Consider the following 1,868-nt stretch of genomic DNA (forward strand, 5'->3'; position numbering starts at 1 on the left):
CGGCAAGCACGGCTTCCAGAAGCCGACCCAGCCGATCGTGCGCGAAGTCTCTATCCCTGAGTCGATCAGCGTGGCCGAACTCGCCGACAAGATGTCGATCAAGGCCAACGAAGTGATCAAGGCGATGTTCACCATGGGCGCGGCGGTGACCATCAACCAGACCATCGACCAGGACACCGCGGCGATCGTCGTCGAGGAGATGGGTCACAAGGTCAAGCTGGTGAAGGACGACGCGCTCGAGACCGAAATGCTCGAAGGCATCTCCTACGAAGGCGAGGAGATCACCCGTTCGCCGGTCGTCACCGTCATGGGTCACGTCGACCACGGCAAGACCTCGCTGCTCGACTACGTGCGTCGCGCCAAGGTGGCCACCGGTGAAGCCGGCGGCATCACCCAGCACATCGGTGCCTACCACGTGGAAGACGAGCACGGCGGCGTGACCTTCCTCGACACCCCTGGCCACGCGGCGTTCACCGCCATGCGTGCCCGCGGTGCCAAGGCCACCGACGTGGTCATCCTGGTGGTCGCGGCGGACGACGGCGTCATGCCCCAGACCATCGAGGCGATCGAGCACTCCAAGGCGGCCGAGGTTCCGATGGTCGTCGCGGTGAACAAGATCGACAAGCCGGACGCCGATCCGGACCGGGTCAAGAACGAGCTCTCCCAGCACGGCGTCATCTCCGAGGAGTGGGGCGGCGACACCCAGTTCGTCCACGTCTCGGCGAAAAGCGGTGAAGGCATCGAGGATCTGCTCGAAGCGATCCAGCTGGTGTCCGAGGTGCTCGAGCTCAAGGCCGTACCGTCGGCGCCGGGCAAGGGCGTGGTGGTCGAATCGCGTCTCGACAAGGGCCGCGGCCCGGTCGCGACCGTACTGGTCCAGAACGGTACCCTGAAGAAGGGCGACATCGTGCTGGCGGGCCTGCACTACGGCCGCGTACGCGCGCTGACCAACGAGCTCGGCCAGCAGGTCGACGAGGCTGGCCCCGCCATGCCCGTCGAGATCCAGGGCCTGGACGGCACGCCGGATGCCGGTGACGACTTCATGGTCGTGGCCGACGAGCGCAAGGCGCGCGAAGTCGCCAACTTCCGTCAGGGCAAGTACCGCGAAGTGCGCCTGGCGCGCCAGCAGAAAGCCAAGCTCGAGAACATGTTCAGCCAGATGGGCCAGGACGAAGTCGCCAAGGTCAACATCGTGCTGAAGGCCGACGTGCAGGGCTCGCTCGAAGCAATTCGCGGTGCGCTCGAAGAGCTCTCCACTGATGAAGTCCAGGTGGCGGTCGTCTCTTCCGGCGTGGGCGGCATCACCGGTACCGACGCCAACCTGGCGCTGGCCAGTGAGGCCATCGTGGTCGGCTTCAACGTGCGTGCCGACGCCGCTGCCCGCGAGATAATCGAGCGTGAAGGGCTGGATCTGCGCTACTACAGCGTCATCTACCACCTGATCGACGAGGTCAAGCAGGCGATGAGCGGTATGCTCGCGCCGGAGTGGAAGGAAGAGATCGTCGGCGTGGCCGAGGTTCGCGACGTGTTCCGCGCGCCGAAGATCGGTGCGGTGGCCGGCTGTATGGTCGTCGAGGGCTCCGTGCATCGCAACAAGCGTATCCGCGTACTGCGCGAGAACGTGGTGATCTACGAGGGCGAGCTCGAGTCGCTGCGCCGCTTCAAGGACGACGTCCAGGAAGTGCGTAACGGCATCGAGTGCGGTATCGGCGTCAAGAACTACAACGACGTCCAGGTCGGCGACAAGATCGAAGTCTTCGACCAGGTCAAGGTCGAGCGCACCCTGTAAGGGGCGCGAGGAGCCATCATGCGCGAATTCAAGCGTACCGACCGAGTGGCCGACCAGCTCCAGAAGGAGCTGGTCGGCC

1 protein-coding gene is annotated in these 1,868 nt (G+C 65.0%); it reads left to right on the forward strand.

All coding sequences use genetic code 11. The features are described 5' to 3' along the window. Positions 1-1,789, forward strand: a 1,789-nt coding sequence (infB, locus tag BIS11_RS16395; protein WP_253586562.1) for a translation initiation factor IF-2, incomplete at its 5' end; no start/stop codon positions are given. Positions 1,790-1,868 lie beyond the last annotated feature (79 nt).

The organism is Halomonas sp. 707D4 (assembly GCF_024158685.1).
GTDB lineage: Bacteria > Pseudomonadota > Gammaproteobacteria > Pseudomonadales > Halomonadaceae > Vreelandella.